The organism is Parasphingopyxis algicola, from assembly GCF_013378075.1.
GTDB classification, from domain to species: Bacteria; Pseudomonadota; Alphaproteobacteria; order Sphingomonadales; family Sphingomonadaceae; genus Parasphingopyxis; species Parasphingopyxis algicola.
On the sequence record NZ_CP051131.1, the window covers coordinates 1,522,671 to 1,547,232 of the forward strand.

Below are 24,562 nucleotides of genomic sequence, written 5' to 3' on the forward strand. Positions count from 1 at the left end.
CAGTTATAATTTTATTTTTAACAGATAAAATAAAACCATCCGCTCAAGACAGCTATTTAAATAATTGTGAAATTCTATGTTATGCTACCTTCAAGCCTCCAAAAGTTTTCCATTTTGTATTTTCCACATCGCAACATAGGCGCCGCCCTGTTCGAGCAAGGCGTGATGGTCGCCGCGCTCGACGATACGGCCCTGGTCGACCACCAGAATCTCATCGGCATGGCGGACCGTCGATAGCCGATGGGCGATGATCAGTGTCGTCATGCCCTTCGACACCTCGATAAGATTATCGAGAATGCCGCGCTCGGTTTTGGAATCGAGCGACGAGGTCGCTTCGTCGAAGACGAAGAGTTGCGGCCGTTTGAGGACCGCGCGCGCGATCGAGACGCGCTGTTTCTCGCCGCCCGATAGTTTGAGCCCACGCTCGCCGACTCTGGTTTGGTAGCCGTCGGGCATCGCCGTGATCTTGTCGTGAATATGCGCGAAGCGCGCCGCCTGCTCGATATCGGCCAGCGAAGCATTCGGCCGTCCGAAACCGATATTGTAGGCGATGCTCTCGTTGAAGAGCACGGCATCCTGGGGCACGACGGCGATCGCGCGGCGCAACTCCTCAAGCGGCATGGCGCGTGTCGATACCCCGTTCAGCCGGATCTCGCCGCTATCGGGATCGTAGAGACGCATTAGCAGGCGGATGATCGAGGATTTGCCCGCGCCGCTACCCCCGACAATGCCTACCGTGCGGCCCGACGCCACCACGAAGTTGATGTCGTGGAGCACGGGCCGGCCGGGCAGATAGGCAAAGCCGACCGCATCAAATTCCAGTCTGCCGGCACCGGGCGCACAGTGAGCTAGTTCAGTGGAGGAAGAGGATCGATCCGGATATTCGATATCGCGCACCATCAGCCCGGTCATCTTCTCGAGAAACGCCGCGCCATGCGCGATATCGCGGAAGGCAGCGCCGAGCGTCTCCATCGGTCGGACGATCTGCAACATATAGGCATTAACGAGCACGAAATCACCGACCGTCATCTGGCCGGCCATGACCTGCCTTGCGCCCAAAATGATCGCGGCACCGAGCGAACACGCAAACACCAAGGCGACAAGCAAACCGTTCAACGATTTGCGCCAATAGAAACGTCGCCACTCGCTTTCGGAGGTCGCCAACGCTTCGTCATAACGGGTTCCGACATGGCGCTCGGCGGTGAAATATTTGACGGTCTCGGCGTTGAGAATGCTGTCGGTGAGATTCGCATAGGCGTCGACCTGGGTCTCGGCGACCGCCCGGCTCGGTCCGATAATCGACCGCACGCCGATCGCGAAGGCCGCGGCATAGGCGACAACCGAGAAGAGCAGGATGAGGAGGAATTCAAGCTCGAGGAAGAACAAGAGCACCGCGCCGATCAGCACGACTTCGATGAGCACGGGAAGCAGCGTGAAGACCGCATGGTTGAGCAAAATCGAATAGCCGGCGAGCCCCTGCACCAGAGTCTGGTTGAGCCCGCCGGTGCGGCGATCGAGATGAAAGCTCATCGGCAGTTTCAACACATGATCGAGCAGCCGCCGGCTGAGGTTGCGATGCAGTCGCCGGTCAGCCGTGCCGTAGAGAAACCAGCGCAGCTCGCCGAAGCTCCGCGAGGCCCATAGGCCGAGCAAATAGAACGCGACTAGTGCGATCGGCCCGAGCATCAAAGCGGGGCCGGATGCCATACCGCCGACGTCGAAAAGACCTATGGGCTCACCGCGCTCCAACGCATCGACCGCATATTTAAGGGCGATCGGCGCCAGCGCGGCAAGCGCGGCGGTCATGATCACGAAGATCAGAGCCCAACCGAGACGCCGTTTGACCAGCCCGTCCGCTTCGATTCGCGCAAGCGCGAAAGCCTGGCGCAGCGAGGCCGCGGCGGGCGGTGTATTTCGAGGCCGAGTGCCTGCCGTCATGCCGCGGCGCTGGACTCGGTCCCACCATCGAGAAGATCCGAGGTCTTGGAAAGGCCGTTGCGCCCTTCCTCGTGAAAATCGTCCAATGCCTCGCGCAGCCCTCCGAAATCGCGCTCGGCGTAGAGCCGGCAAAGGCGAACGACTTCTTTGCGCTTTTCCTCGCTTCTTTTGCATTCCCGGAGGCGAGAGAAGAATGTGCGCGCGCAGAATATCGAGACATTTCGCATCGCATGGATCTCGTTGGAATGTCGGACCAGATGCATGAAGAGTAAATCGGTCGTTTCGACGGCCTCAAGCGGGCTCGCCAACGCGGCATGCGTCACTTCATCTGGGGGTTTTAACAGACCGGTTTTTCTGTCCGGCCGCACGATCTCATCCAACGTCCATTGGAGCGCCAGCCGGTTCGACTCATAAAGAAAACGCAAATCGGCGTTCGTGACATCGGGTGTGAAAAAACCGAGATGCGGAACTTCGTTGACGACGGTTTCGGTGGAAAGTCGGATCAGCGCTTCACGGATGGGCGTAACGCTGGCCCTCAACTCATCGGTGAGTTCTTTGGGATAGATGCGCTGGCCGGGTGGCAATTCATGCCGCATGACCATCTGTCGAAGATGGGTATAGACAAGGTTTTCCGCGCCGACCTCAAGGGCTTTCTGCGGGGAAATTGAGAGTTTCATGGTCGTTTCCTCGGGTGACAATCGTCCTGCGGCGACCGGGTCGCCGCGTTCACTTCCCCCAATCTTCGATACCGACCGCCGTCCGGACAATCCGGCCTCGTCGTCGATCCAACCCCTGTCGATGTTGATGTTCGCCGCCCTCCGGCAGCTGCGCATTCATATTCATCCGTTTCAGCTCAAGCGGCGATCAGCGCCGTTTTGCCAAACGCGTCACATATCTCCTCGATTCTTGCGAGCCGATACGCGTGATAGGCTGTAAGACTTCCGGATAATTCACCCGGCTCCGCGCGATAGAAAATGTGGCACAGCTCGGCGAGCTCCGCGGCGGCGGCGGGGAGCACGGCCCATTCGACGCACCGCACACCGTGGAGCCGATCGCTGATACCCGAAACAGCGTAGACAGCTTCCGCATTGTCCGACCGCCCGGCGATGGCGTGGAAAAGCCGACCGGTCAATTCGGCAAAACCGGCGCTGGTCCAGCCATCGGTTTCGCAAATCCGCCGCGCCTGGTGGAACAGCCTTGCGCCATCGCTCGCTGCAACGGTGCGGTCGATCCGGGCCGCCACCGCTTCAAGCAAATCCTGATTCAAATTGTAGAGATCGGCAATTTCGCTCTGTGTCGCCCGCTTGACCACAAAACCCGAATGCGGATCGAACTCGGTGAGCCGCTCGGCTGCAAGCCAGATCAGCGCCTCGCGGACAGCCGTGGCGCCCATTTCCAGATCATGCGCAAGCGCGTCCGCTCCGAGCGGCGTTCCAGGCGGGTAGTGGTTGGTGCAAAGCCTAGCTTTCAGCCGGGTATAGGCCGAATTCACACCTTGGCGGACCTGAGAACGGTCCATAGGTGAACGCACGACAACCGATCCGACCGAAGGCACAGCGGACAAGTCGCGATCAAGGCCTGACTGTGGGATCATAAAATTTTCGTACCGCCGCCCCGGACAGCCACTTGGCGCCGCCGCTGCAAATAAGCCCGGGCGGCGATCTCGAACTGTCCGACCAGTTCTTCGCGATCCTCACCGCACAAGGGCGTCAATGCCGCGATCATGCGCAATGACAGATCCGAGGGTATCTGCTCAAAACCGGTTTCAGGAGACCGGTTCATGGGTTTAGGCATCGCCATCAGACTTTTCCTATCTATATCGAATCGAATACCTACATATAGGCCACGTTATGCCTATGAATCTATATCCGATATGGAGCTAAATTTCGTCTATCACCTATATATGTATATCATGGGTTGATGTCGCAAAAATGACGGGACGTGTTTCCAGCAACACCTCGTCCGGCGCCGGCCACAGATGGCCGCGCGTCCAGTGATCATAACGCGATTGGCGTGTGTGCCCCATTCAACCGAGAAAGTGATTCTTCTCGGATATACCGAATCGTCGGCGGCAAAGGCGTGACCGCTATTGCGGCACCGTCAGTTCGTCAAAAAGCGGTTCAAAAGGACGGCCGGTTCACAAAGCCGATGCGCTCAGGCTTAGCTAACGCTTCTTGGTCTTACCCGGTTTGCGGCCAAGACCGATTTTTTTCGCCAGCTTGCGGCGCTGCTCGGCATAGTTTGGCGAGACCATCGGATAATCGGCCGGCAGACCCCATTTCTGGCGATACTCGTCGGGGGTCATGCCATATTGCGTCATCAAGTGGCGCTTGAGCATTTTGAGTTTCTTGCCGTCTTCAAGGCACACGATATAGTCCGGCTTGATCGAGGAGCGGATCGAAACCGCGGGCTCCGGTTTTTCTTCCGGAGCGTTCGCTTCGTTCAGTTCGGTCAATGCATTATGGACGTTCTGGATCAGCAACGGCAGGTCTGACACGGCGACGCTGTTGTTGCTGACATGGGCCGAGACAATATCGGCGGTCAGGGTGATGAGCGCTTCGGTCATATCTGTCGGTTCGGCCATTTGTTCGGTCCTTGAATCTGTGGGCGGCCGGATACCGGCTCCTGCCGGACCGATACACGATTTTATCAGACATTCGAATTTTTTAAGTAGCTACGCCCAAAAGCGTGAGACGATCGGGAATCTGATGATGATGCAACACGTTCCTCAATATCTCCGTCCCTAAAATCGGCAGACCTCGCCCGAAGCGATCGCCGAATTGTGTTCGCTCGATCATGACGTGTCGGAAGAAGTGGTCAGCGATGATTTTGCGCTGGCTCTGGAAGCCCCTGAGGTGGTCTATGTGCCGTTCGCCTACGACATCGCCGATGATGATGAAGTGCTCGCGCATCTCTGGATGGCTGTCGGAACCGACGCGAAGATGGCGGACTGTATCGACTCAGCGCGCCGGCGAAGCCGATGGAAAGAATGAGCAACCACAAGCGTCGACTACCGGAAACCGGGGTGAAGCGCGCGATTTTATCGATGAGTTTCAGCCCTTTTTCTTTCGGTCGCACCTCGTGGTCCGCCGACCGCTTACCCCCTAGACTGTTGTGCCAGAAACACGATCCTCAGGGTGTACGGGGGCCCATTGAGGAGTTGATCATCATGAAAACCATGCCCCTGTTTGGCGCTCTGCTTGGCAGTGCTGCCCTGGCCGCCACTCCGGCACTGGCGCAGGACACCGGAACCGAACCGCCGCCCACGGAAGCGCCTGAGACCGCACCCCCGGAAAACAGCCGGCCGCCGGCCACCATCGATACCGATGGCGATGGCGTGATGGATGCCTGGGATCAGCGCGGCGATGGCCGGCCCGATACCTGGGATACCGATGGCGACGGTGCGCCGGACGCCTTCGACCAGGACGGCGATGGCGAGCCCGACCCGCAATAACCGCCAAAATCGAACTGGGCCGCAGCCAGGCTGCCCCTCCCCCTGTATCGCGTGGCTGCGGCGCCTTTTTGGACCGATGGAGGTCATCATGAAAACAGGATCTGGACATTCCCTGCTGGCCGCGTCCGCACTGCTGGCGCTCGCGGCCTGCGGCAATCCCGAAGAAAATGAAACGCCGGACGTCTCGGTTGATGAAGCAGAATCCGATGGCGCAATGATCGAGGAACCCGCCGGCGATGAAATCGACCCCGAAGCGCTGCCGCCCGACTATCCACCGACGCCGTCCGTCGATCCGGCAGAGGATGCCGGCGACACGACGATGCCGGAGGATTCGATGGGAACGGAGGATAGGGCTCCGGAAGCGGACGCAGCACCCGACCCCGATTCGCCCGAGAGCTAAGCGCCGCATCGCACGGGCTGAAGGATGATGCGGTGAGTTTTACGATTGCCGATCGCGCGCGCGATGTCGTCGACCGGCTCCGGGGCGCCTGGCACGGCGATTATGCGCTGTGCCCGTGCCCCGTGCATCAGGATGACGGCTCGTGGCTGTCTGTCCGGATCGGCGACAAGGCGGTTCTGTTCCATTGTTTTGCAGGCTGTACGCCACAACAGATTTTCGCCGCGCTGCGCCGGACAGGCATTTCGGCGGCAACCGGCGGATATCGCGGCGCGGTTCCCGAGGAGGATGAATATCGGGCGCTGGTGCGCTCGATCTGGTCCGAAGGCACAGCGATCAAAGGCACCCTTGCCGAACATTACCTGCACGGCTGCGGTATCGACACGCAGAACCTGAACTTGCGGTTCAGCGCCCGCATGCCCACCGGTCAGCCGCGCAAGCGATCATGGTATCCGGCTCTGCTCGCCCCGATCGAAGATGCGACCGGGATCATCGCTCTGGAACAGACCTTTCTCGACGAGGACAGCGGAAAAACGGCGCGCATCGGTCAACCAAAGCATATCGTGGGCCTGCCCGGCGGCGGTGCGGTTCGCTTGGGCGGCCTGGCTGAGGACGGTGTGCTTGGCCTCACCACGACAATCGAGGACGCGCTCGCCATAACCCAGCAATCAGGACATATATGTTGGGCCGTATGCGAAAGTGAGCGCTATCCGCAGATCGCCATTCCGGTCCATGTCTCGAAGATCATCCTCTTCTCGCATCATGGACGAGAAGCCGCACGGGCTGTCGTCAATGCCAAGCTCGCTTTGGGCGCCGATGGCCGCACAGTCGAAGTCCAGCTGCCATGGAACGATGGCGACTGGATCGACGGTCTGAAGCTCGTACAATCCGCATAAACATCAGGCGTTCAGGTGCGTAGAGCATTCAAGCGTCCAGCAGCGTTTTCGACAGCGGACCGCGCTTTCTGGCGATGATGGCGAAATAGAAGATCGGATCGCCATCGATCGACAGCCGATGTCGATAGCGTTCGAGATGATGAAGCTCGACCAAATCTTCGTAGAGCAGAGCCTTGATCAGCCGCGCAAAGCCCGACGCGTCTTCATTGGCGAGGAAATCGGTGCGGATCGTGAAGGCGAGCCAGCCGCGATCGGAAATGATGTTTGCGGCGCTCAAAAAGGCTTCGGCGGGAATATCGTCGAACCCGAGCGCGGCGACCGTCGTCATCGCCGAGAACCGCCAGTCTTCGAGCGATCGCTTTTGCGCCGTGTCGAGCCGGGTGACATCGGCAACCACATAATCATCGTAGATGCCGGGCCGATCGCGCATCGCGGCTTCTTTCGCCTCGGCGAGGATATCGGCGCCGACCAGGCGCGCAATGTTGAAGCGCTTGAGTTCCGCGCCAACAATACCGTTGCCGGCGCCGAGATCGAAGACACGCAGCCCCTCCATCCGCTCCTCGGCTTCGTTGACCGCTTCGGCGAGCGCATCGGCCACGCGCTTCGGCGAAGAGCATTGCAAGCGTTCATAGAAGAGCTGTTCGTAAAGACCCGGGCGGTCGTAGATTTCATCATAATCGTGAAACCGGATCTTACGCTCCTTACCATCCTCTTCGAGAAAGAAGAACGCCTGGTTCTGATCGAACTCATGGGAGGATTCCTTGGGAAAGCGCACATTGCGCGGTCTTTCGATAAGGGTTTTGGGCAGGTCACTCAGCACGGTTCATCCTCTGTTCGATTTTCATGGTTCAGTCGGAGTTGCGTCGCCTTGCCAGTTCGCCTTCGATCAGCGCGATTTCGGCGCGCTGGTTGCTCGTCGAACGGTCCGAAAGCATGTCACCATCGACGAGCTTGCGAAGCGCTGTAAGCTTGGCTTTGAGTTCGGTATTCGTAAACACCGCCCAAGCATCGGTCTCTACTGCCTCAGCGTCGATTTCGGGATGCGGCGATTGTCGTCGTTTCACGTCGGATGCATGTCCATTTTCGTCGCCCCCTCGCCGTTCAACGCGGCGGTGACGGTCGTCGGTTTGCTGCCCTTGGGATTTCGGACAGAGCGCGCGGCGGTGATACCCGCCGCAAACGGTATGCCATATTCATTCGTCCAGATATGTGGAGGCGCGGATAACTGATTTATCATGCGCTAACGGGCCTGGCTAAACTGCACGGTGCCGGCATCAAGCATGGGAATGTTGGGAAATTCTCAGCGAAAGGCCTCAAGCGCGACGGCTATCGCTCCCGCCAAATCCTAGTCCTTGTCGATATTGGCCGTGCGATCGAGATTCGGCTCTCCAGCCCGCACGGTTATTGTGACGTCCATCTCCTCCTCCAAAGGGTTTCATCGCGATCCGCATCGATCGCAACAGTTTGACTGTAGCATATTCAGCGAAGCGATGCATGTCGCAGACCGGAATCGCCTTACGTATCCGTCTAGATGCGGCGCAGCCATTGCGGATAGCTCGCGCAAACCGCGTTGATGAGCGGCAGGTCGGCAATCCGTGTGCGATCGACGATGGCGGAGAGGATAGATGGCGCGTCTTCAAGACCGCTAGACGCTTCCAATCCCAGTGACCACCAAAGGGCGGGTTCCTCTCCGACATGAACCGCGGTCAGTTCGATCGTGCATGCTGATACCTCGTGCCGGATCTCGGCCCGACCATGCTCCTGCTCGACCATCTCTTGCCCGTCGATGGACAAGCTTCGCAAAAAGCGGCGCTTGGAGATATCGACCCCGCTTTCGCTATAGATCGCCGCACTCGAGGCACCTTTGACCCAAAGCTGTCCGGCCAAACCGCTACCCAGCCCAACATCGTCTTTGACCAGCGTCTTGATCTCTAGCGCATCGCTATCGCCGCGGCGCTTGATGCCCAGAGAAGGATTGCCGGGGTCGAAATAAGTATCCAGCCGCGTCTCCAAGGGCAGGTTACGCCGGCCGTCGAAAAACCAGTCCCGAACGGCATCGGGAGCCGTGTCCCGCCACCAAAATCTCAGCTCGGCTGTCAGCTGGATCATTCCGTCATCCATCTTGCAAGATATAGCATATGGGCAAAAGTCCGCAGTCCGCTATTCGCACCGACTCAAGTGTGCGACGATCTCCGCCCGCCAACGCTATCATGGAAATCTCATTTGTCCGGCCAAGTTAGATTGAAGATTATGATTGGCCGAGCCGGTCCTAAGGGGAGATCGCCAGTCGCCTAAAATAGGAAATTTCGGTTTCTTCGCAACGATATCGGTCGCTGAAACAGTGGGGAGCTGCGACGCGTCGTTCGATGAAAAAGGCAGACGAAGGCAAATAGCGAAGCGGAGGAACGCGCAGGCCGTTGGAAGTCGTCAAATCCTTTCCGGCACACAGCTCCAAACCCACCATAGAAGCGATCCGATAATCACAATAGCAACAGGGCAAATTCGAGGCGATGGCGCATGACGGGTTGACGATATCTTAGCCCGGCTACCATATTCTTACCGCTGAAAGGCGCGATCTGGAGCCATTGGCGATTGGCGCGGCCACCTTGCTCGCTCTGTCGCTGCAAGCCGCCAGCGCACAAATGTCTGATGCCGAAATCCGGCAGTGAATCGTCGAATAATCGATCGCCAGTTACCGACAAACTCGGCCTTGCGCCTGTCTCAGTAATCATATGCGAAATGGCAATCGCTGTTGCGGAACTTAGCGCCCATAGCGGTCCGGGTGTATCGGTGGCGCGACACCTAAAGCGGATAGGTGTCCGCACCACCGATACGTCCGGACCTCCTATTTCGTTGCCTCGGCGAACAGGTCCGCGATCCGCCGATGATTGGCGACAGGCGCACAGCCAGCCTCGTCGCGATAGCAGTCGGGCGGAAACAGCACCCAGCGCGGCCGCCAATCGGGATTGGCGGTGCGGTCTCCTTCGCCCGCCAGCACGTCGCGGATGATGCCCTTCTGCACCTTAGCGGTGGTGCTGACATTGGCGTCGGCGACCTGCCGCCCGGCGATCTCGCCGAGCATCGCATTGACGATCTGCTTGTCGCGCAGCAGCGCGAAAAACGCCTCGTCCGGCGTCCAATAGCCCGCCATATCGATAGGGATGGCCGCGCCCAGCGCCTCGACCGTCGCGGTTCCAGCTTCCAACGTCTCGGCCATGACGAAGGTCAGGATGCGCAGTACCGTATCGTCGTCATGCCCCAACAGCCGCGCGAAAATCGCCGCAAGCCGCCAGTCGTCGCCATTGTTGCGGACGATGGTATCGGTCTCGACATCCATATCGAGAAGCGCCGCGATCTCGGTCCGCTCCTTGGCGAACGCGGCTTGCGCCTTCGACGCGGCAATGCTCTCGCGCGTCGCCTCCTTGCGCGTGGCCTGCGGCTCGGCCTCGACGCGCCAAAGCCGCGACCCGGCGATCATATGCGAGGCCGCGAGCCGCAGCGCGACGCCGGGATGGCCCAGCAAGGTCGTCCGCGCTGCCGCGTGACGGTGCAAGTCGATATAATCGATCATCGGCCCGGTCATTTCCGGCTTGGCGGGTTTGCGTGCTGCCTCGTCGTTCGCCGCCTTCTCGCGGCGGCGCGCTTCCTGTTCGGTCAGATAACCCTCATGGACCATGACCTCACCAGTGTGCCGAACCTCGATAAACACCTTGCCGCCGTCCTTCTTCGGCGTTTTGGCATGGTTCCAACGATCAAAATACGCGCCCCGGTCGAGCACGACACAATCACTCCAACCCTTGTCGGTATAGCCCTGCACCAGTGCTGCTATAGCCGCGTTCTGATGCTCCCAGAACAGGTCTGCATCGGCGAACGCGCCCTCTTCACCGAATAGATCGGCCAGTATTTCGCCCGGATAATCGTCGATTGGAAATATCGCCTTGTCGGCGGTGATATGCGCGCCGCCGCACAGCCACGCCTTCAACTGGTGCCCGCGCGGGGCATGATCGTCTGCGGACCGGAACAGCGCCCACCATTCCTCCTGCTGGCTTTTGCTCGCCATAGTCAGTGCCGTGATCGTCCGGCCGTCGATTTCCTCCTTGGCATAGGCCTTGCGGAGGGCAGGCAAAAGGTTGGCGAGCGCCAACCGCCGCTTCACCATCAATTCGGTCACGCCGAACGTGTCGGCGATCTCGGCGACGCCGCGCCCCTTGTCGGCGAGCCGCTTAAAGGCCTCATATTGCTCCATCTCGTCGGGTTCGAGCCGAGCGGTGTTCTCCAATATCGACGCCTCGACCGCATCGGCGTCGTCATTCTTGTCGAGTATCAGGCAAGGCAAGACCGGATTACTGTCGCCCTCCCTGGCGATGGCTTTCATCGCGAAGAAGCGCCGCCTGCCCGCATAGATGTCGTAACGGTCGGGCTTGCCGTTGGGCTTGACCAAGAGCGGCTGAATGATGCCGCGCTGGCGGATCGAGGGCAGGATGTCGGATACGTCCGGCTTCTTGCGCGAATGCCGCATATTGAGCGGCGAGACCTTCAAGTGATCGAGCGGGATATGGTTGAGTTGCATGGGTTCAGTCCTCCTTGGATTTGAATGGACCGCCCGAAGCGGTGGCGCGGAGGATATCGACAAGGTCCAGCTGGGTGCGCGCGGCGGTATCGAACAGCCCGATATCACACGGGCGCTGCTCGGCTTGCGGGTTACGCTTCGGCACCATCGGTCCCGCCGCGCGCAGTGCGAGCCTATCGGCCAAGGTCAGCGGCCCGACGCCCGGCACGACGATCTGCTCGCCCGCCTCCGTCCTCTCGACCTGCTCTGCCGTTTGCCGCTGCCGCGCCATCGCTCGTCCCTTCTCTCGTCTTCCGCGCCTTTCCCCGGTAAGGGGGCGGGCGGTAAGCGACCGCCGGCCCCGCCGGACAGGGCGGGACGCAACCGTCTTGGTAGGAGGACAAACACGAACCCCGACGCATCCAGAGCCAAGGCGGTTGCGGCGCGCCCTGGCGGGGCCAGAAGGGAGTGTCCGGCCGCCCCCGCCTCCGGGAAAGGCCAAAAACAGCGCCGCCGCCCGCAAGGGCGGCGTCCACATGCCGGGCCACATGGCCCGGCCAGCGCCAGGGATCAACGCCCGCAGGGGCGAGACAAGAAGGCTCGGTTCACGCGAGCCCGGCGACCGGCGCGGGCGGGCGCCATATCGTTGCAAATATGCTAACGAGCGCATGGATGAAGCAGAGGCGGCTTGCGTGAACGGTCTCGCCCAGTCGCCCCTGAGGCAGGCAAGCGCCGACGACCATTTCTATCGCCACTACCAGTGCGGTCTGCTGATCTGGCCGGCTCTGGACGAGGAATTGCACAGACAAGGCGGTTTGCATGGCCTCAATCGTGCGTTTCTCGCTCGTGTGCGTGCAGGTGCGCCATGGAACGAAATAACTTTCTTCGATGTTGCTCACCGACAGGGTGCATCCAATACATTGCTCCAGAAAATCATGAGATTGAACGGTGGCGGTTACAGCGATCCAGCGGCCGAGATTGCTAAGCTAAGTGCGCTGGCGACACAGAGGGTAAGACATAGCGCTCGATGACAAGGGCGTGCTTCGCCAAATGCGGATTTCAGATTCCTAATAGCGTTAAAGCACGGAAGAAAGGTCTGCTTTCGTCATTTGACGAAGCGGGTGCGCCAGCGGCATCGCGCCGCACCAGCAGGCCGGACAGATGGCAGCATCCGACAACCGCCAAACCCAAGTTTATCGCTTGCGTCTTAAGGGCGTCCACAGATGCAAAGTGGAGCGTCACTTTTCGAGTTTTCGACTTCGACACCATTTGACGCTTCCCCCGCCCCGCTGAGCTTTTCCCCTGAAGAAAAATCTCGATCATCTGCCCCAGACCCATCAACATTTCCTGGGATATCGATAGAGCCGCCGGGGTCGAGAGAGCTTCGGAACTTGCCGGCCGGAGCCCGAAGCTATGATATGCTTGCGGCGCGAGACCAGGCTCATAAATTTCCCGATCGGTAACATTGGGGAAGGAGAATCGCCGCATTGCCGCTAAATTTCCCGATAGGGAAAATTTTCATCATCGAGCGTTTTGCAAAGGATGCCGGTTTGACAGCGCCTTTCGTCATCCGGCGCGGCCGCGAACTGACCGGATCGGTTCGGAACGCTATCGAAACGCAAGCGGATCTCGTCGAGATCGATCCCGCGCTCGCCGAGGCGGTGGCCGACCGGACGATGCGATCGGCTACGAAACTGGGTTAGATGCCGGCAGATCGAACCGGCGGGGAATAGAGAGCCGTCCCGGGCACCTTCCCCGCACTCGCTCATACGGATCGAAATCGCACAGCGTGCATGAAGCGCGCGAAGCGCAATGCCAGCGCCTTCACTCTGCACAAACGCGTCTTCGTTCCCCGCCGACCGCCGTCCGGGCAATTCGAAAAGCGCGCGCTAACATGCCCATGTTTTGTCCTAGCGGCTGTGACGCTGACGATAGGCGTCAATCTGATACTGGGCGACATCATCGGGGTAACAAAGCGGCGAAGCTCGGCCGGGCCGCGAATACGCGCTGTTGCCGCCACAACGCCGCCCGTTGCGCATCCGGCTGTCGGGACATGGGCAGCTGCCCGAATAGGCTGCCCGCGAATTCGCGACAATCTCGCGCCGGATTGCGGCATCGGAGATCTGCGGTGCGGGCCGGGGACTTTCGGCCAACCGGCTTGGCGGTGGCGCCGCGTCCCGAATGACCGGACGGTCTTGGGAAAGATAGGCCATCGATGCCCAGCAATCCTCAAACAGGTTGATCTTCCCCCAGCCGGACCGGGTTTCCATAACCCGTACAGGCAGGCGATAGGAGAGTGTGGAAATTACATCCGCGCCGGTTGTGGGCGCCTCGCGGCAGTTCAGGACGTCCGCCGTCACATAATAGCGTTCGCCGGCTGATTGATTTGACGGGGAATTGTGAGAAGATGTCCGACCGCCATCCACGCTGCAACGCTCGGCCAGAAAGACGAGTACCAAAATCGCCCCGAGGACGAGGCACCCATCATTGCGGGTTTGCCGGGCCATCTAAGCCTCACATCGTCGCGCGCCTCCCGCGCCGTTGACTACACCATGTCGCCTAACGCCGGGTTGATATCATTAATCAGCGGGCCTCGGCTTTTTCACGGCGGGCCATCTGTCGATGCCGGAGATAGACCATTGCCGCATGACGAGGCGGAGGGCCCAACGGGTCGAGGCCGCGTTCCAGCGCATCGAGCTGTTCGGCAATCTGCTCCGCAACTGTCATGATTGTCCGGCGCTGCGCCGCATCCGCCTGCGCGGCGATGGTCGCCAACCGTTCCAGCTCCCGCTCGCTCAAATTTTTTGACATTCCACGCATTCCCTACAGGCCGAGGCGACGTGCCGATCGCCTTCGGCTAATCCTGCACGTCTAGTTGGTGGCGAGCCGAACCGGCAAGGCCGGATTGCTCGAAATCGGCGGCGATCCGAACCTGCACATGATTTCAGCGATCAATGGTGGCCACGAGGAACACCATCACCGCTTGGGATCATATGCGATCGGTCCGCACCGTTCAGGCCATTGGGCGAACCGTTCAAATCCGACGCAGGCCTTCGATCGAAATAGTCGCACATCAGGCGAAATCCCGGGCGCGTGAGGCGTGTGTAGACGCGTCGCCCGTCATAAGGGTCGCGCTCACGGTGCACAAAGCCTTTTTCGACAAGGCGGGCGAGATGACGAAGCGCCGTGGTTGCGGGGCAGTTGGCGGCAATACAGGCGCTTGAAACCGATACGTCACGGCCGGTCAGCCTGGCCAGTGTCAGGTCAAGCAAAATGTCCCAGTCAGGATCTCCGCTGATCTCGCCGTTGAACACCGCGCGCCGCCGGTAGCGGTCTGCAATCTCTTCGCGAAGCCGACCTTTCAGGTCAGCGGGTATGCTGTCATCGGACTCCGATGACGGGGCGAGCTGGCGCAATTCGCGGGCGAGCGTCTCAAGCCGGTTGCTGATCTGGATTACGTTGTGAAGCATCATGCGCCCAACCGCCGCATATTGTGCGCAACTTTGGCGGCTTGCACGGGATCAGGCACATGATTGGACCGTTCGAGCGGCCCCTCCTCGTCCCAAAATCCTTCCTGACGGATGGCGATCATGGGATTGACGCCGAAACGAATGGCTCGGTCATCCGGCTCGAGCTCGGCGACCATCTCGCGATAATCGACATTGGCGAAGGTGAAGGTCGGGCGATCGTCCATCAGGCGAAACCCGAATATCTGCCAAAATCGCACCAGGTCGTCGCGCGAATGACCGTAGATGCGCAGGAAGTTTTTTTGCCGCGCATGGTCGAGCGCCGTGCGCACTAAGCGATAGGCCAGCCGGGATTTGCGATACTGCTTCCGGACCGCGAGCCGTTCGAGCTTGGCGAAATCTCCAAAATAGCGCAGCCGGATACAGCCCGCCGGATCGCCGTTAACCAGCCCTAGAAACTGGGTCGCACACAGGTCGTTGCCATCGAATTCTTCGTCAAACCGGCAGAGCTGTTCGGCCATGTAGACGGCCGAGCGCACCGAAATCACTTGGGTCAGCTCTTCAACGGTTCGTACGCGAAGAACCTCAATTGTGGGCGCATTGTTCGTCCGTCCAGTCGTATCCGGCATGTCCTTTTGCGGTAGACATACTTGCAGCCAGTCGGGCGCATTGGGATAAACGCGTTGCGCCGGCTCAAAGCCGATGGCTTCGCTCAACCGCTTTGAATGCGCGGTAACCGACCGCGAGAAAATCGGGCAACCCTGCGGGGCGATCGCACCCAAACAGTCCAATATGCCGCACACGCTGCTGGCCAGCGCGCCCGGAGCGTAGGTCAGCCAGAAATAGATCGCGGTGGGCGTCTGACCGGCTGGCGCGATCAATTGCGAGTCGGGCGCTCGCCCCGAAAACCCGCCGGAGACGATCGACATCGCGCCCCGCTCGTTAAGCGGCAGATAGGCAAAAAAGCCCCGCGGCTCGTCTGTCCTTTGATCAATAATCAGCCGGATCAAATCGGAGTTATGGGCCAGTAGGTGTTTGATGTGATCGGTATCGGCGAGGTCGAGCGATCGCCGGGCGCGATTGAGCCAGGGGACGATCTCCTCCCATCTGGCACGTCGCAAGCGGTTGCCCTTGGCCCGCGATGTGCGGGCGCAGCGCCCCACCTTCGGCGAGAATTGTTCGACTGGCCCGCGCGGCTTGCGACCCGCACCGAAACGCGATTGTTTCATAAGACTTTTCCGCCCGCGCAATTTTGTTTTATGGTCATTGCTTAGCCGCTTGTTAGCCATGCTGGGGATGCTTGGGATGAGCGGAAGATTCGACCGGTATGGACGAGATTCGTCCACGAGACGGGGGCCATGGGTGATCTGAACATAGATCTGGTGGACGCACGGAGCTTTCTGGCGGTCGATTCGGCCGGCAGCATCCGGAGCGCTGCGAAGTCCCTCGGCGTGCCGGTCAACACGCTCCGATACCGATTGGACCGTCTTGAACGGCGTTTGGGCGGGCCACTGTTTCGCAGAACGCAGACGGGCGCGGAGATCACGACCGCGGGAAATAGGATGCGCAAGATTGCACGATCGATGATTGACGCCGCGCGCGAGGGTGTCGGCGATGCGCGCAACGTGCTCATCCATCCGGGCCAGATCACCATTGCCTGCGGTGAAGGCATTGGCTCGGTGTGGCTCACGCCGATGATGGGCACGTTGCAGGCGCGCGTACCCGATCTGATCACGGCCTTGCATTGCGATTACGATTTGGCCAGCGATCACAGCGAACGGGCCGACTTGGGGATCACCTTTTTCCAGCCAACCGATCCCGACCTGATTGTGGCGCGGCTCGGGACTCTGCATTTCCGCTGCTATGGGACGGAACGCTATTTCAACGCGCATGGCAGACCTGACCGACCGGAAGACATGCGCCACCACAAATTCATCGAGCAGGCGGCTCCTGGCGTGAATTCGCAGCTGCGCGAATTTTTTATCGGCAGCGCGGGCGGCGACGATTTCATCCGGTTCCGGACGAATTCAAGCCTCGCGGTCTATTATGCCGTCAGGACGGGCAGCGGACTGGCGTTCATGCCCACCTATATTTCGCATCTGACCGACAAACTGCAGATGGTGGATATCGGCGTGCCACTCAAATTCGAGATGCGCTATTTCTATCATCGCGAAGCCCGGGAAAGCCCTGCGGTTCGGACGGCTATCGAATGGCTAAAGGCCGCTTTCGATCCGCATATTTATCCTTATTTTGCCGATGAATTCATCCATCCGGATGATTGCCGCGCGGTCGCCGCAGATCGTAAAGTCTTTCCGCTTTTCCCATCGCTGCAGGAATAAGGCGCTGGCTTAATCGCTTGAGAGATTACGATTCTGCCGACCCTTCCGGTGCATCACGGCGGCGGGATCGGGCGACGGCCTCATGATGAGAGTCTTCGCGCGCCGTCACGGTCATCGCGGCTTCCAATCGCGTCGGTTCGAATTGGCCGATATCTTTCCCGGCAACATGGTGCGCGACCTTTCCGGTGAGCGTGGTCGTATTGGCGCGCCATATGCGAGAGGTCGATCGCGTGAGCCTGGACGCTCCATGCCGCCATTCGTTTCTCCCTACATCGAGAACTGCTTAAACGGTCGAATGGCGCAATATCGGAATGCCAGATGCCTTGGGCATCACTTCAAAAATAAACCAAATTGGATGGGCTATTCGTAGCAATCATATAGAACCATTTATTTTTCCCCCATTTCTTGACTAACTGGAGGGAAAAATCTCAAAATCGTCCGATTTCCAATTTTCATCATATTCCTCAACCAATTTCCATTTATATAAAGATTTCTTTATTTTTTATGGCATATAGGCTAATGGTGCAAAGCTTTTTATGGAGATAGCAATCACAAACCGGACAGCCATCGTCACATTCCGGCAGGAAAGGTGCGGGATTCTCGCCGAAATCGACCAGCGGGATACCCGGTTCGTCTATGATAAAGGCTGGACGCAGTCGATTGCTTGCTCCCTCCCGGCGGAACAGCGAGACCATTATTGGCGCAATGGATTGCTGCCATTTTTCGAGCATCTCGCTCCCGAGGGCTGGTTGAGAGGCCACCAGGCGCGCGAAGCGCGAACGGAAACGCGCGATGACTTCGGCATCCTGCTCGCCTTCGGCGAGGACTGTATCGGCGCCGTGGGAGTCGTGCCTGCCGACGGCGCTCAAATCACCACAGCAGAAAATGACACGCTCGAGGAGCGCGCCGCAACCGTTCCGGGCAAAACCGTGTCAGGCGTTCAAAAGAAGCTGCTCGCATATCGCGACGGCGCGGTCTATCGGCCCCGCATAAACCGGGGCGATCCGGCAACTCACATTGCCAAATTCAACGCCCCCGAACGCGCCACATTGGTCCAAAACGAAAATCTCACACTTACGCTCGCTCGCGAGGTGCTTGGCGAAAAGGAGGTCACGGCTGCGCATATCGCTAAACTCGAAGGCGTCGATGAAATCGCGCTCGTCGTCGAGCGATTCGATCGCGCCGATGGGCGCCGCTTGAGGCTCGAGGATTTTGCCCAAATCCTGGAAGTTCCGAGCGGACGGGATTTCGGGGGAAAATATCAGTCGAGCTATGAAGAGGCAGCCAGCGTCATCGTGAAATGGTCGTCTCGCAGCGCCATCGACCTGCTGCGGTTTTTCCGACTGATCGTCTTCAACTGCGTCGTCGGCAATGCCGACGCGCATCTCAAGAACTTTTCGTTGCTGGAGCGGCCCGAAGGGCAGAGACTGAGCCCCGCTTATGATCTGATGAACACCGTTGCCTATGGCGAATACGATGCCGATACCGGCTTATCCATTGGTGGGAAAAAACGACCGTTGGAAGCAATCGAGCGGTCGCTATTGCGCGGTTTCGGCCGCGAGATCGGTCTGGAAGAGGCGGCGGTCGAACGGGCGTTCAGCGATTTGGCGAGAAAATTTGCCGATCCAGGAACGCTGAAATTCGGCTCGAATGTCTCGTTCGACGATTTCCGGGCCCGCTATGCCGAAGTCGTTCAAGCAAATGCCCAGAGGATATTCACATGACCCAGTGGCCACTCGACTGGACCGCCCTTGTCGATGAAGCAATCCGACGTCGCAAATCGGAGGGACTTACACAGGCAACGCTCGGGGAATTGGCGGGGGTGAGCACGCCCACCGTCAATGCGTTCGAACGCGGCGAGATCAATCTTCGGCTCGAGACGGTCGCGTCCATTCTCGGGGTTCTTGGCATGTTCGAGCGGCCCGGCCCGCCCGACAGCTTCGGGATGTTCCGGCATCAGTCTCGCCGGCGCTGGAATGAGCTCACCGAACCGCTGCCGCAACACCATCCGGCACGCCAGCCGCTGGGATATGTCGAACACAGCTATTCGCTCGACTGCGAAATTGAGGGTTTGACGCTATCGGGGCTGAGGCGCGTTCTTTCCCGGATGCCGAAAACGTCCGGCTGGACACCCTTCTGGGTTCCCACTCGCGAAGATCTCAAGCCGGCGATCCGGGATGGTTCGGTCGAATGCTGGCTAGGCAAGCCCGATGTTGAACGGTTCCATGAAGACGCGGCCCATAGTGATTTTTGGCAAGTCACGCCGGACATATACGCATATCTACGGCGTGGATATCAGGAGGATGGCGAATCCAATCTCGATCCCGGAACGATTTTCGATGTCACGTTGCCGATCTGGCGAACCGCCGAAGTCTTGCTGCACGCAGCCAATCTCGCGGCTCGCATCGATGCGAAGCCGAACGACACCATTCAATATGCAGCCCGCTATACCGGGCTGGAAGGCCGGGACCTTCTGGCATGGGCCAGTCCGCGGCTGATCTTTGAACCCGGGCGGCCGTTGCGCGCCCAATCGACCAAGGCGGACATATCCGTGCGGACGTCGTCGGAAGAGGTTCAGGACGCGTTGGAGCAGGTTATCGCACGGTGCCTACCGCCGCTTTACGAAAGGTTCGACGGCTATGAAGCGCCGCAAAGCCTGATCGTCAACCAAGTCGCCGAGTTTCAGCAGTCGGTCTTGCAATTTTCTGTTCGATGATTTGAGATCCGGCTATCGAAGGTCGGTGCCGGCCCATTTTGCCAAGGCTGAACTAGACGATCCGAAAGCGAGCGAGGCGTTGTCCTAGCCGACGACCGATGACCGGTGCGATATTGCGATCAAAGCGGTAGACCTGTGGCGTGAACGATCGCTGCACCTACCTCATAATAGGTTTCCCGAGCGGAAGCAAAACGCTCATCATGTCGTGCGACGGCAGGCAGTGGGAGGTGGTCAGGATTGCCAGTCAGCAATGCCCAGGCAGCGGCGGCGCCGAACACGGTACCAGGCCCTATACCGCGCCCGGAATAGCCGAAACAGGCCAGTGCGTTGGGAGAAAATTCAACGAACTTGGGAATATGATCAGAGGTCATGGCAATCCGCCCTCCCCAGCAATATTCGAAATGATTGACCTGTAATTGGGGAAACAATTCACGCAATTTCTTGCGTGCCCAATGTTCGTGGATAGCCCTTGCCGGGCCCTCCAGATCGCCCAAACCGCCGACGATCAGACGTCCGGCATCGTCGAGCCGAAAAGAGGACATGACGAGCGCGGTGTCCCAACATCCTTCTTTTCCAGGAAGAGTTCGGGCTAGTTCCCGAATGCTCAGCGGCACCGTCGCAAATTGGCAGTATCCCACACGCACGATCTGCGGTTCGAAAGCCTTCTTGGCGTTGAAGTGATAGGCATTGGTCGCGATCAGCAGCGATTTCGCCGTCACGACCTTGCCGTCCACATCGACCCGCCAGGCGTCGTTCGCATACGAGAAGGCAGTCACCGGCGAGTTTTGGAAGATTTGTGCGCCATGAGCTACGGCGGCGCGCGCGAGTCCCTTGCAATAGGCAAGGGGTTGTATGGTCCCTGCGCGCGGATCAAAAAGCGCGCCCCAAAAACTCTCGGAACCTGTGCGACGAGACGCCTCTTGGGCATCGAATAGACGGTAGGGCGCCCCCATTTCCGTTCCCTGCCGATACCTGTTCTCCAAATCTTTTACGCCCGCCGGGGAGTGCGCGCAGTGCAACGTACCGCTGCGCGTCGCTTCGCACTGGATCTCATGCTCGGCAATCAAAGCAAAAACTTTGTCCGGCGCATTTGCTAATACGGCAAGAAGTCGCCCGCCTTCATTCTCACCCAGCTTGGAAATAATCTTGTCGGGCGTAAGCCATAGGCCGGAATTTACCAGCCCGACATTGCGGCCCGATCCGCCAAAACCAATTTCATCAGCCTCCAACAGGCAAACCGACGCCCCCGCCAACGCCGCTTCAAGCGCTGCGGAGCAGCCGGTGAAACCGCCGCCGACAATGGCGAGGTCTACCGTCAGCGAGTTGGAGAGCGGAACCGGATCGATCCGCTCTACGCAGCTCGCCCGCCACAAGGATGAGTGTCTGTCAGACGTCAAATCGCACGCCCTGAGCAAGCGGCAACGCAGTCGAATAATTCACCGTACTCGTCTGGCGACGCATATATCCTTTCCACGCATCCGAGCCGGACTCGCGGCCGCCACCGGTTTCTTTCTCCCCGCCGAAAGCGCCGCCGATTTCGGCTCCGGACGGGCCGATATTCACATTGGCGATCCCGCAATCAGACCCGAGAGCGGAAAGGAAGGTTTCGGCTTCACGGATATCGAGGGTAAAAATGCACGAAGAGAGCCCCTGCGGTACGTCATTTTGGATGGCGGTCGCTTCGGCCAGGGTCTCATATTCGAGAACATACAGTATCGGTGCAAATGTTTCGGACCGAACCGTGTCGGTTTGGCCGTTCATTTCGACGATCGCGGGGCTTATATAGATGCCATCTGAGGGCACGCCGTCGGCAACAGGCCTGCCGCCCGTTACAGTCCCGCCTTCCGCGCGCGCGCGTCCAATAGCCGCCATCATCGCGTCGCGCGCCGCCTCATCGATCAGCGGGCCGACAAGTATATTTTCATCACGGGGATCACCAATCTTAAGCCCCGCATAGGCTTTGGACACTTTTTCCATCAGTTCGTCCTTGATCGTCTTGTGCACGATCAGACGGCGCAGCGTCGTGCAGCGCTGTCCCGCTGTGCCCACGGCGGAAAAAACGATCGCCCGAACCGCCATGTCCAGATCTGCCGATGGCGCAACGATCATGGCGTTGTTGCCGCCAAGTTCGAGGATCGAGCGACCCCAGCGCGCGGCGACCTTCGGGCCGACGATGCCGCCCATGCGGGTGGAACCGGTTGCCGAGATTACCGGAATGTCGGTGGAATCAACCAGCGCCGCTCCAATTTCTGAATCCCCGATTACCAGTTGCGCGAGGCCGTGCGGCGCGTCTTTACCGAACCGCCTGATGGCGCGTTGGAGAATCTTCTGGGTCGCTATCGCGGTCAGCGGCGTTTTTTCGGAAGGCTTCCAAATCACAGGGTCTCCGCAGACCAATGCCAGCGCGGCATTCCAAGACCAGACTGCGACGGGGAAATTAAATGCCGAGATAATCCCGCACGGCCCCAATGGGTGCCATGTTTCGGCCATCCGATGACCCGGACGCTCGGAAACGATCGTCTTGCCGCAAAGCTGGCGCGAAAGACCGACAGCGAAATCGCAGATATCGATCATCTCTTGCACTTCACCCAGCCCCTCGGAGAGGAGCTTACCCGCCTCAAGCGTGACCAAGGCTCCGAGCGCATTTTTGGAAGCGCGCAATTCCTCCCCGAGCAGGCGGACAAGCTCGCCGCGTCGCGGCGCCGGAACCTCCCGCCAGGCTTCAAAGGCGTCTTTGGACGCGGCAACGATCCCAGGCATCTCGGATAGCGCAGTTTCTTTCACCCGCGCCACTTCCGCACCGTCAATCGGCGAGCGTACCACGAGCTCTCCGCCCGAAATGTCGCTTTCCGTCAGGCCGGCAGCGGCGAGTATCTGTTGATGAGACATCCGATTTTCCTTTGTTGCCGGAGCCAGCGCCCGGTTGCCAGTTGTGTCGATGCAATGTGACCCGCCAGCCCCTCGCCTCGATCGACTGTCTGGCGCCTGATGCCGCGATCGCGGAGCCGACACCTCATGACCAACTCAATGCTGTTCATTTTTATCACGCTGGCGGTCTATCGTAATCTTCAATATTTCGTTTTACCGGGGAAGATCGGCAATATATAGCGACGATATGTAACCTGACTTGGAGTAAAACTCACATAATGACGCCTCGCCGGTTTCTCCCAAGCATCAGCTCGCTTTTGGCATTGGAAGCTGTGGATCGGCTCGGCAGCGCTACGGCGGCGGCCAAAGAGCTGTCCCTGACCCACAGTGCCGTCAGTCGCCAGCTGAAGGTGCTCGAAGGACAGCTTGGCGTCCAGCTGATCAGTCGCGATGGCATAAGGTTGCGGCCGACTCCGGCCGCTAGGGAATATTGCCAGTCCGTGCGCAGCTGTTTGCAGGACCTTTCGAGATCCTCGCTGAAGCTGAAGGCCAATCCAGCGGGAGGCAGCCTCAATCTTGCGATATTACCGACGTTCGGAATGCATTGGCTGGCGCCGCGACTCCGCGATTTTACCGAGCGCTGTCCCGACATCACGGTTAACCTTTCGACGCGACTGGCCCCCTTCGACTTTGCGCAAGAAAGTTTCGACGCCGCGCTTCATTTCGGAGATCGGGATTGGCAGGGCGTCACTTACCTTCCCGTTTCACGCGAACATGTCGTGCCGGTTTGTGCGCCATCGCTGATCGACAGCCCGCCAACCGCGCCAGGGGAGCTTTTGCAATTACCGCTTCTGCATCTGGAGTCCCGTCCGAGAGCCTGGGAAGATTGGTTCGAAAGTTATGACCATGTCGCCGAGGGGCTACATGGCATGTTGTTCGATCAATATTCGACCATGGCTCAAGCGGCGGTGCACGAGATGGGCGTCGCTTTGCTTCCCTCATATCTCGCTCAGGAAGAGATCGAAAAGGGCCGGCTCGTCAAAGCATTCGGCGAACCGGTTCCGGCGAAGGGAAAATATTATCTTGTCTGGCCGACGGCCCGCCCAAAGCGGCCATCGTTCGAAAAGTTCTCGAGCTGGATCGAAACCGTCTTAGAGTTGTCCGACTGACCATGATTGTTGAAACAGGCAGCGGGCCGAGGCGACGACTTTACTTCGAATCCTTTTGCGACGATCGTTTCGCCCGGTTCGTCATTTTCTGAATTCGCAAAAATTCGCTCGACAGCAATGTTTCCAGCAAAGCTGCGGCTTCGTCCCCTTCCCTGTTCTTTATCGCTTCGAGGATCTTGCGGCGTTGGACGACCTGCTTGAAAATCTCGTCGCGATTCGGATTGGGCTGACAGGGCAAGAAAATGTTTGCAATGGAGTCGGTGACTGCCTCGACGAACCAGCGATTGAGGCTCGCTTCTACGAGCGCCATGTGAAATTCAACCTGGTCGCGATAATGCAATGCCGGACTGCCAACCTGTTCCTTTGGTGTCAGGCCCGACTCCATACGCTTGATATGCGCAGGCGTGCGGCGCTCGGCCGCGAACCGTGCGGCCGCCGGTTCGAGCGCCATACGAAATTCCATCGCCCGCAAAGTGTCGGCCGGATTGCGCGCCAGGCGCGCCGAAGCGATTTCGTCCAACTTCTCGATGGTGCAGACGAATGCACCGCCCTTCGCTCCGCGCTTCACCGTTATGAAGCCCTCCGTTTCAAGGACCCGCAACGCTTCGCGCAACGTCATCCTGGAAACCCCGAGATGGCCCGCCAATATGCGTTCCGGCGGAAGCCGTTCTTCGGGCATGAGCTGGCCGAGCTGGATTTGCCTGCGCAACCGGCGGACAGTGACATCGTAGGTGGCGACGGTTTCTATCGGGGCATGAGACCAGCGCAT

28 protein-coding genes and 2 pseudogenes are annotated in these 24,562 nt (G+C 59.3%); 12 read left to right on the forward strand and 18 right to left on the reverse strand.

Going from position 1 to position 24,562, the window contains the following annotated elements:
• Positions 1–90: 90 nt before the first annotated feature.
• From HFP57_RS07540 to HFP57_RS07560, 5 genes are all read right to left on the reverse strand, one after another.
• Complete coding sequence (locus tag HFP57_RS07540) at positions 91–1,938, reverse strand: ATP-binding cassette domain-containing protein (RefSeq protein ID WP_176869208.1); 1,848 nt, start codon at positions 1,936–1,938, stop codon at positions 91–93.
• Positions 1,935–2,771: a GntR family transcriptional regulator gene (locus HFP57_RS07545; protein ID WP_176869209.1), complete on the reverse strand. Its 837-nt coding sequence runs from the start codon at positions 2,769–2,771 to the stop codon at positions 1,935–1,937. The genes HFP57_RS07540 and HFP57_RS07545 overlap by 4 nt, the downstream gene beginning before the upstream one ends.
• Positions 2,772–2,791: 20 nt before the next feature.
• Complete coding sequence (locus HFP57_RS07550) at positions 2,792–3,532, reverse strand: GntR family transcriptional regulator (RefSeq protein WP_343045263.1); 741 nt, start codon at positions 3,530–3,532, stop codon at positions 2,792–2,794.
• Entirely contained in the window at positions 3,529–3,738 is a 210-nt protein-coding gene (locus HFP57_RS07555; RefSeq protein WP_176869211.1) for a hypothetical protein, read from the reverse strand. The genes HFP57_RS07550 and HFP57_RS07555 overlap by 4 nt, the downstream gene beginning before the upstream one ends.
• Before the next feature lie 364 nt (positions 3,739–4,102).
• The gene (locus HFP57_RS07560; protein ID WP_176869212.1) at positions 4,103–4,522 is read right to left on the reverse strand and encodes a Ros/MucR family transcriptional regulator; all 420 of its coding nucleotides are present in this window, start codon (positions 4,520–4,522) and stop codon (positions 4,103–4,105) included.
• 196 nt (positions 4,523–4,718) lie between these two features.
• Here HFP57_RS07560 and HFP57_RS07565 point away from each other — a divergent pair, with 196 nt between their 5' ends.
• The 4 genes from HFP57_RS07565 (at position 4,719) to HFP57_RS07580 (ending at position 6,685) form a co-directional block, all read left to right on the forward strand.
• The gene (locus tag HFP57_RS07565) at positions 4,719–4,931 is read left to right on the forward strand and encodes a hypothetical protein (protein WP_176869213.1); all 213 of its coding nucleotides are present in this window, start codon (positions 4,719–4,721) and stop codon (positions 4,929–4,931) included.
• Between the two features lie 176 nt (positions 4,932–5,107).
• Positions 5,108–5,392, forward strand: a complete 285-nt coding sequence (locus tag HFP57_RS07570) for a hypothetical protein (RefSeq protein ID WP_176869214.1) — start codon at positions 5,108–5,110, stop codon at positions 5,390–5,392.
• 88 nt (positions 5,393–5,480) lie between these two features.
• On the forward strand, positions 5,481–5,792 hold the full coding sequence (locus tag HFP57_RS07575; RefSeq protein WP_176869215.1) for a hypothetical protein: 312 nt from the start codon (positions 5,481–5,483) through the stop codon (positions 5,790–5,792).
• 32 nt (positions 5,793–5,824) lie between these two features.
• Positions 5,825–6,685, forward strand: a complete 861-nt coding sequence (locus tag HFP57_RS07580; RefSeq protein WP_176869216.1) for a DUF7146 domain-containing protein — start codon at positions 5,825–5,827, stop codon at positions 6,683–6,685.
• A 28-nt stretch (positions 6,686–6,713) separates the two neighbouring features.
• Here HFP57_RS07580 and HFP57_RS07585 read toward each other — a convergent pair whose 3' ends face one another.
• The 5 genes from HFP57_RS07585 to HFP57_RS07605 form a co-directional block, all read right to left on the reverse strand.
• On the reverse strand, positions 6,714–7,505 hold the full coding sequence (locus HFP57_RS07585) for a class I SAM-dependent DNA methyltransferase (RefSeq protein ID WP_218135086.1): 792 nt from the start codon (positions 7,503–7,505) through the stop codon (positions 6,714–6,716).
• 28 nt (positions 7,506–7,533) lie between these two features.
• The gene (locus HFP57_RS07590; protein WP_176869217.1) at positions 7,534–7,749 is read right to left on the reverse strand and encodes a hypothetical protein; all 216 of its coding nucleotides are present in this window, start codon (positions 7,747–7,749) and stop codon (positions 7,534–7,536) included.
• A 463-nt stretch (positions 7,750–8,212) separates the two neighbouring features.
• Complete coding sequence (locus HFP57_RS07595) at positions 8,213–8,794, reverse strand: hypothetical protein (RefSeq protein ID WP_176869218.1); 582 nt, start codon at positions 8,792–8,794, stop codon at positions 8,213–8,215.
• A 736-nt stretch (positions 8,795–9,530) separates the two neighbouring features.
• Positions 9,531–11,255 carry a ParB/RepB/Spo0J family partition protein gene (locus HFP57_RS07600; RefSeq protein ID WP_176869219.1) on the reverse strand — a complete coding sequence of 575 codons (1,725 nt, stop codon included), beginning with the start codon at positions 11,253–11,255 and terminating at the stop codon, positions 9,531–9,533.
• A gap of 4 nt (positions 11,256–11,259) precedes the next feature.
• Positions 11,260–11,526 (reverse strand): hypothetical protein, encoded by a 267-nt coding sequence (locus HFP57_RS07605; RefSeq protein WP_176869220.1) that lies wholly within the window; start codon positions 11,524–11,526, stop codon positions 11,260–11,262.
• 376 nt (positions 11,527–11,902) lie between these two features.
• Between HFP57_RS07605 and HFP57_RS07610 the strand changes: the two genes are divergently transcribed.
• Positions 11,903–12,265 (forward strand): hypothetical protein, encoded by a 363-nt coding sequence (locus HFP57_RS07610; RefSeq protein ID WP_176869221.1) that lies wholly within the window; start codon positions 11,903–11,905, stop codon positions 12,263–12,265.
• Positions 12,266–12,293: 28 nt separating this feature from the next.
• Here the strand turns inward: HFP57_RS07610 and HFP57_RS07615 are convergent, their stop codons facing one another.
• Positions 12,294–12,572, reverse strand: coding sequence for a hypothetical protein (locus HFP57_RS07615; RefSeq protein ID WP_176869222.1), 279 nt, complete (start codon positions 12,570–12,572; stop codon positions 12,294–12,296).
• 212 nt (positions 12,573–12,784) lie between these two features.
• Here HFP57_RS07615 and HFP57_RS07620 point away from each other — a divergent pair, with 212 nt between their 5' ends.
• Positions 12,785–12,937 (forward strand): hypothetical protein, encoded by a 153-nt coding sequence (locus HFP57_RS07620; protein WP_176869223.1) that lies wholly within the window; start codon positions 12,785–12,787, stop codon positions 12,935–12,937.
• Between the two features lie 207 nt (positions 12,938–13,144).
• Here the strand turns inward: HFP57_RS07620 and HFP57_RS17895 are convergent, their stop codons facing one another.
• The 4 genes from HFP57_RS17895 to HFP57_RS07640 all read right to left on the reverse strand — a co-directional run bounded on the left by HFP57_RS17895 (position 13,145) and on the right by HFP57_RS07640 (position 15,990).
• Entirely contained in the window at positions 13,145–13,741 is a 597-nt protein-coding gene (locus tag HFP57_RS17895; protein WP_218135087.1) for an SH3 domain-containing protein, read from the reverse strand.
• A gap of 76 nt (positions 13,742–13,817) precedes the next feature.
• Positions 13,818–14,009, reverse strand: coding sequence for a hypothetical protein (locus tag HFP57_RS07630; RefSeq protein ID WP_176869224.1), 192 nt, complete (start codon positions 14,007–14,009; stop codon positions 13,818–13,820).
• Between the two features lie 176 nt (positions 14,010–14,185).
• On the reverse strand, positions 14,186–14,707 hold the full coding sequence (locus tag HFP57_RS07635; protein WP_176869225.1) for a winged helix DNA-binding protein: 522 nt from the start codon (positions 14,705–14,707) through the stop codon (positions 14,186–14,188).
• Positions 14,704–15,990, reverse strand: coding sequence for a GNAT family N-acetyltransferase (locus tag HFP57_RS07640; protein ID WP_176869226.1), 1,287 nt, complete (start codon positions 15,988–15,990; stop codon positions 14,704–14,706). The genes HFP57_RS07635 and HFP57_RS07640 overlap by 4 nt, the downstream gene beginning before the upstream one ends.
• Positions 15,991–16,059: 69 nt before the next feature.
• Here HFP57_RS07640 and HFP57_RS18265 point away from each other — a divergent pair.
• From HFP57_RS18265 to HFP57_RS07655, 5 genes and pseudogenes are all read left to right on the forward strand, one after another.
• Positions 16,060–16,245: pseudogene (locus tag HFP57_RS18265) on the forward strand (helix-turn-helix domain-containing protein); the annotation flags it as partial.
• An 18-nt stretch (positions 16,246–16,263) separates the two neighbouring features.
• Positions 16,264–17,040, forward strand: coding sequence for a substrate-binding domain-containing protein (locus HFP57_RS07645; RefSeq protein WP_246263475.1), 777 nt, complete (start codon positions 16,264–16,266; stop codon positions 17,038–17,040).
• Positions 17,041–17,576: 536 nt separating this feature from the next.
• Positions 17,577–17,828, forward strand: a pseudogene (locus HFP57_RS18270) (HipA N-terminal domain-containing protein); the annotation flags it as partial.
• 60 nt (positions 17,829–17,888) lie between these two features.
• Complete coding sequence (locus HFP57_RS07650) at positions 17,889–18,764, forward strand: HipA domain-containing protein (RefSeq protein ID WP_246263483.1); 876 nt, start codon at positions 17,889–17,891, stop codon at positions 18,762–18,764.
• Positions 18,761–19,756, forward strand: a complete 996-nt coding sequence (locus HFP57_RS07655; RefSeq protein WP_176869229.1) for a helix-turn-helix transcriptional regulator — start codon at positions 18,761–18,763, stop codon at positions 19,754–19,756. The genes HFP57_RS07650 and HFP57_RS07655 overlap by 4 nt, the downstream gene beginning before the upstream one ends.
• Positions 19,757–19,875: 119 nt before the next feature.
• Here HFP57_RS07655 and HFP57_RS07660 read toward each other — a convergent pair whose 3' ends face one another.
• Together HFP57_RS07660 and amaB are read right to left on the reverse strand one after the other, a co-directional pair.
• Positions 19,876–21,129: an NAD(P)/FAD-dependent oxidoreductase gene (locus tag HFP57_RS07660; protein ID WP_218135088.1), complete on the reverse strand. Its 1,254-nt coding sequence runs from the start codon at positions 21,127–21,129 to the stop codon at positions 19,876–19,878.
• 13 nt (positions 21,130–21,142) lie between these two features.
• Positions 21,143–22,645, reverse strand: coding sequence for an L-piperidine-6-carboxylate dehydrogenase (gene amaB / locus HFP57_RS07665; RefSeq protein WP_176869231.1), 1,503 nt, complete (start codon positions 22,643–22,645; stop codon positions 21,143–21,145).
• Between the two features lie 257 nt (positions 22,646–22,902).
• Between amaB and HFP57_RS07670 the strand changes: the two genes are divergently transcribed.
• Entirely contained in the window at positions 22,903–23,793 is an 891-nt protein-coding gene (locus HFP57_RS07670) for a LysR family transcriptional regulator (protein ID WP_218135089.1), read from the forward strand.
• Between the two features lie 40 nt (positions 23,794–23,833).
• Here HFP57_RS07670 and HFP57_RS07675 read toward each other — a convergent pair whose 3' ends face one another.
• Positions 23,834–24,562 (reverse strand): FadR/GntR family transcriptional regulator, encoded by a 729-nt coding sequence (locus tag HFP57_RS07675; RefSeq protein ID WP_176869232.1) that lies wholly within the window; start codon positions 24,560–24,562, stop codon positions 23,834–23,836.

Coding starts and splice junctions, on each gene's coding strand:
- HFP57_RS07540 (WP_176869208.1), bottom strand. CDS start 1,938: ATGACGGCAGGCACTCGGCCTCGAAATACACCGCCCGCCGCGGCCTCG.
- HFP57_RS07545 (WP_176869209.1), bottom strand. CDS start 2,771: ATGCGCAGCTGCCGGAGGGCGGCGAACATCAACATCGACAGGGGTTGG.
- HFP57_RS07550 (WP_343045263.1), bottom strand. CDS start 3,532: ATGATCCCACAGTCAGGCCTTGATCGCGACTTGTCCGCTGTGCCTTCG.
- HFP57_RS07555 (WP_176869211.1), bottom strand. CDS start 3,738: ATGGCGATGCCTAAACCCATGAACCGGTCTCCTGAAACCGGTTTTGAG.
- HFP57_RS07560 (WP_176869212.1), bottom strand. CDS start 4,522: ATGGCCGAACCGACAGATATGACCGAAGCGCTCATCACCCTGACCGCC.
- HFP57_RS07570 (WP_176869214.1), top strand. CDS start 5,108: ATGAAAACCATGCCCCTGTTTGGCGCTCTGCTTGGCAGTGCTGCCCTG.
- HFP57_RS07575 (WP_176869215.1), top strand. CDS start 5,481: ATGAAAACAGGATCTGGACATTCCCTGCTGGCCGCGTCCGCACTGCTG.
- HFP57_RS07595 (WP_176869218.1), bottom strand. CDS start 8,794: ATGATCCAGCTGACAGCCGAGCTGAGATTTTGGTGGCGGGACACGGCT.
- HFP57_RS07600 (WP_176869219.1), bottom strand. CDS start 11,255: ATGCAACTCAACCATATCCCGCTCGATCACTTGAAGGTCTCGCCGCTC.
- HFP57_RS07605 (WP_176869220.1), bottom strand. CDS start 11,526: ATGGCGCGGCAGCGGCAAACGGCAGAGCAGGTCGAGAGGACGGAGGCG.
- HFP57_RS07610 (WP_176869221.1), top strand. CDS start 11,903: ATGGATGAAGCAGAGGCGGCTTGCGTGAACGGTCTCGCCCAGTCGCCC.
- HFP57_RS07615 (WP_176869222.1), bottom strand. CDS start 12,572: ATGGGTCTGGGGCAGATGATCGAGATTTTTCTTCAGGGGAAAAGCTCA.
- HFP57_RS17895 (WP_218135087.1), bottom strand. CDS start 13,741: ATGGCCCGGCAAACCCGCAATGATGGGTGCCTCGTCCTCGGGGCGATT.
- HFP57_RS07635 (WP_176869225.1), bottom strand. CDS start 14,707: ATGATGCTTCACAACGTAATCCAGATCAGCAACCGGCTTGAGACGCTC.
- HFP57_RS07640 (WP_176869226.1), bottom strand. CDS start 15,990: ATGGCTAACAAGCGGCTAAGCAATGACCATAAAACAAAATTGCGCGGG.
- HFP57_RS07645 (WP_246263475.1), top strand. CDS start 16,264: ATGCGCAAGATTGCACGATCGATGATTGACGCCGCGCGCGAGGGTGTC.
- HFP57_RS07655 (WP_176869229.1), top strand. CDS start 18,761: ATGACCCAGTGGCCACTCGACTGGACCGCCCTTGTCGATGAAGCAATC.
- amaB (WP_176869231.1), bottom strand. CDS start 22,645: ATGTCTCATCAACAGATACTCGCCGCTGCCGGCCTGACGGAAAGCGAC.
- HFP57_RS07670 (WP_218135089.1), top strand. CDS start 22,903: ATGACGCCTCGCCGGTTTCTCCCAAGCATCAGCTCGCTTTTGGCATTG.
- HFP57_RS07675 (WP_176869232.1), bottom strand. CDS start 24,562: ATGCGCTGGTCTCATGCCCCGATAGAAACCGTCGCCACCTACGATGTC.